The organism is Streptomyces sp. SID14478, from assembly GCF_010548525.1.
Taxonomy (GTDB): domain Bacteria; phylum Actinomycetota; class Actinomycetes; order Streptomycetales; family Streptomycetaceae; genus Streptomyces.
This window is the reverse complement of record NZ_JAAGMG010001151.1, coordinates 1-2,872: the sequence shown is the minus strand read 5'-3', so window position 1 is coordinate 2,872 and position 2,872 is coordinate 1. Positions and strand designations below refer to the sequence as shown.

At 73.9% G+C, this 2,872-nt stretch carries 3 protein-coding genes and 1 pseudogene; 1 reads left to right on the top strand and 3 read right to left on the bottom strand.

Annotated elements, in window-relative coordinates; genetic code table 11:
* A pseudogene (locus G3I40_RS36965) lies at window positions 1-202 on the bottom strand (MFS transporter); the annotation flags it as partial.
* 88 nt (window positions 203-290) lie between these two features.
* Window positions 291-785: a DUF2000 domain-containing protein gene (locus tag G3I40_RS36960; RefSeq protein WP_164559203.1), complete on the bottom strand. Its 495-nt coding sequence runs from the start codon at window positions 783-785 to the stop codon at window positions 291-293.
* On the opposite strand from G3I40_RS36960, the gene G3I40_RS36955 reads away from it, so the two are divergent.
* Window positions 784-1,599: an AraC family transcriptional regulator gene (locus G3I40_RS36955; RefSeq protein ID WP_164559202.1), complete on the top strand. Its 816-nt coding sequence runs from the start codon at window positions 784-786 to the stop codon at window positions 1,597-1,599. The genes G3I40_RS36960 and G3I40_RS36955 overlap by 2 nt on opposite strands.
* A 204-nt stretch (window positions 1,600-1,803) precedes the next feature.
* On the opposite strand, the gene G3I40_RS36950 is transcribed toward G3I40_RS36955, so the two are convergent.
* On the bottom strand, window positions 1,804-2,872 hold a 1,069-nt coding region (locus G3I40_RS36950), incomplete at its 5' end, for an MFS transporter (protein WP_164559201.1).

The following is a 2,872-nucleotide window of genomic DNA, read 5'->3' as shown; positions in this document are numbered from 1 at the left end:
GCCGGTCGGCGAGCGCGCCCAGCGGCACCCCGGCGACGGCGCCGATCGCCCAGGCCAGGGTGAGGGCGAGGCCGATCTGGGTGGCCGAGAGGCCGACGACGCGGGTGAAGTAGAGCGCGGAGGTCACGTAGTAGGCGCCGTCTCCGACGGAGTTGGCGAGCTGGGCCGCGAAGAGGGCTCGGACGCGCGAGGGCTTCGGCATGCGTTCACCGTAGAGACGACTGGCCCAGCGGAAGTAGGCAACTTCTCCCGTCTTCCGCTGGGCCAATACGCAGGCGCCGGGCGGAGGTTCAGGAGTGCATCCGCGCGCCCTTCAGCACCTTGTCCACCGCGTTGCGCGGCCCGTACACGGCGATGCCGACCAGGTCCAGCTCGCTCGTGGAGACGGCGCGGACGGCCGCCCGGTTGTCGGTGTCGTTGCCGGTCGCGAACAGGTCGGAGGTGAACACGGAACGCGGCAGGGCCCGCCCGAGCGCGCGCTCGTGCGCCTTCTTCAGGACCTCCTTCCCGCCCTCGAAGACGAGCACCGGCTGCCGGAACATCGGTAGGTACGCGGTGTCGTCGGCGTCGGCGTACGGCTCCCCGATCACCTCGGGGACCTGGGTGCCGAGACCACTGACGAGGAACGCCGTCACGTTGAGCCGCTGCCAGGTCTCCAGGTCCTCCCGGAGCAGCACGGCGATCTTGGTGTCGAAACGGACGGGAGGCTGGTCGGAGGCGGTGTCGGTGCTCATGCCTTGAGACTGCCGCCCGTTCCCCGGCCGCGTCTTGTACGTTTTTTGCATGGCGGCCCGCGGCTCCCGGAGCGAGGAGATCACCGCGTGGCGTCCTCGCGTACAGGGCGTCACGGAGGTCTTCCACGCCCACTTCACGCAGCACGCGTACCCGATGCACGTGCACGACACGTGGACCCTGCTGATCGTGGACGAGGGCGCGATCCGCTACGACCTGGAGCGCCACGCCCACGGCACCCCGCTGGGCACCGTCTCGCTGCTGCCGCCCCAGGTCCCGCACAACGGCTCGGCCGCGACCCCGACCGGCTTCCGCAAGCGGGTCCTGTACCTGGAGGCGGGCACCGGGCCACTGGACGCGTCGTTCATCGGGCCCGCCGTGGACAGCCCCGACCTGGTGGACCCGCTGCTGCGGCGCCGCATCGGGCAGCTGCACACGGCCCTGGCCCGGCCCGGCGACGAACTGGAGGCCGAGGCCCGTCTCGCGTTCGTCGGGGAACGGCTGCGGGAGCGGCTGCGCCCGCGCCTGGCCGAGGAGTCCCGGCCGGAACCCGACCGGCGGGTGGCCGGCGCGCTGCGCGACCTCCTCGACGCCAGGGTCGTCACGGGCATCGACCTGGCGGAGGCCGCGTCCCTGGTGCACGCGCACCCGGCGCACCTGGTCCGCTCCTTCGGCGCGGCCTTCGGCATCGCGCCGCACCAGTACCTGATGTCGCGCCGCGTGGACCGCGCCCGCCGCCTGCTGCTCGCGGGCCGGGCGCCCGGCGAGGTGGCCACGTCCTGCGGCTTCTACGACCAGTCGCATCTGACCCGGCACTTCAAACGGGTGGTCGGGGTGCCGCCGGGCCGGTACGCGCGCGGCGGCTAGCCGAAGGAGCGCGGCCGGGTCCTCGAACTCGCCCCGCTCCACCGGAAGTTCCGCAGCACGACGAACCGCCAGGCCCGGACGGACCTGGCGGCGCATGGTGCGGACGGAAGAGTGTGCGGGGGGCGTGGAGCGGGTGAGGTCCTTGACGAGGGCGTCGCCTCCCAGGAGTTGAGCGCCGCCTGTCGCGGGAAGCTCGCCCCGAGGTCACCCGGCCGCGGCGGCTTCGGCGGCCTTGCGCGGCAGCAGCGCCGCGGACAGGGCCGCGGTGGCGCACAGCAGCACGCCCGCCACCACCAGGCTCGTCCGCATGCCGCCCAGCGAGAACCCGGTCTCGCCGGAGCCCGCGACCAGCGCGCCGAAGAGGGCGACGGCGAGGGCGCCACCGGTCTGGCGCAGGGCGTTCAGCAGGCCGGAAGCGGTGCCGACGCGGGGGCCGGGGACCGCGTCCATCAGCATCGCGGTCACCGCGGGGATGGCGAACGCGCCGCCGAGCCCGGTCGGCACGAGGAGCACGAGGACCAGCCACAGCGGGGTGTTCCCGGCGAGCGGCAGCAGGGCGAACATGGCCAGCGCCAGGACGAGTTGGCCGATCACGATGACCGGACGGCGGCCGAAGCGCTCGGCGGCCCGCGGCGAGATCAGGTTCATGGCCGTGATGAGCACCGCGAGCGGCGCGAACATCAGGCCCGCCGCCGTCGCCGACATCCCGCGCAGCTGCTGCAGGTACAGGCCGAGCAGGAACACGACCCCGTAGAAGCCGACGTTGGTGGCGAAGCCGACCGCCAGCGACACCGACACCGTGCGCTGCCGCAGCATGCTCAGCGGGACCGTGGGGGCGCGGTGGTGCTTCTCGGTGACGTAGAAGGCCACGGCCGCGACGACGGCCACCGCGAGCGCGCCGAGGACCGGAACGGACGTCCAGCCCGTGTGCCCGCCCTCGATGACGGCGAAGGTGAGGCCCGCGAGGGCGAGGACGGCCGTGATCTGGCCGGGGACGTCGAGCGGCGCGGGACGGCGGGGGGAGACGGCGACCTTCGCGAGCAGGGCCAGGATCAGCGCGCCGACGGGCAGGTTGAGGAAGAACACGGCCCGCCAGCCGACGTGTTCGGTCAGGACGCCGCCGAGGACGGGACCCGCGGCCATCGACACCGAGCCGCCCACCGTCCACAGCGCGATCGCCCGCGCCCGGCGCCGCGCGTCGTCGTACGCCTGCCGGATCAGCGCGAGGGAGGCGGGCATCAGCACGGCGGCCGCCCCGCCCTGCACGACGCGG

Bases quoted from the DNA above. Each gene is read 5' to 3' on its own strand.
- G3I40_RS36960 (WP_164559203.1), bottom strand. From the start codon at position 785: ATGCAAAAAACGTACAAGACGCGGCCGGGGAACGGGCGGCAGTCTCAA.
- G3I40_RS36955 (WP_164559202.1), top strand. From the start codon at position 784: ATGGCGGCCCGCGGCTCCCGGAGCGAGGAGATCACCGCGTGGCGTCCT.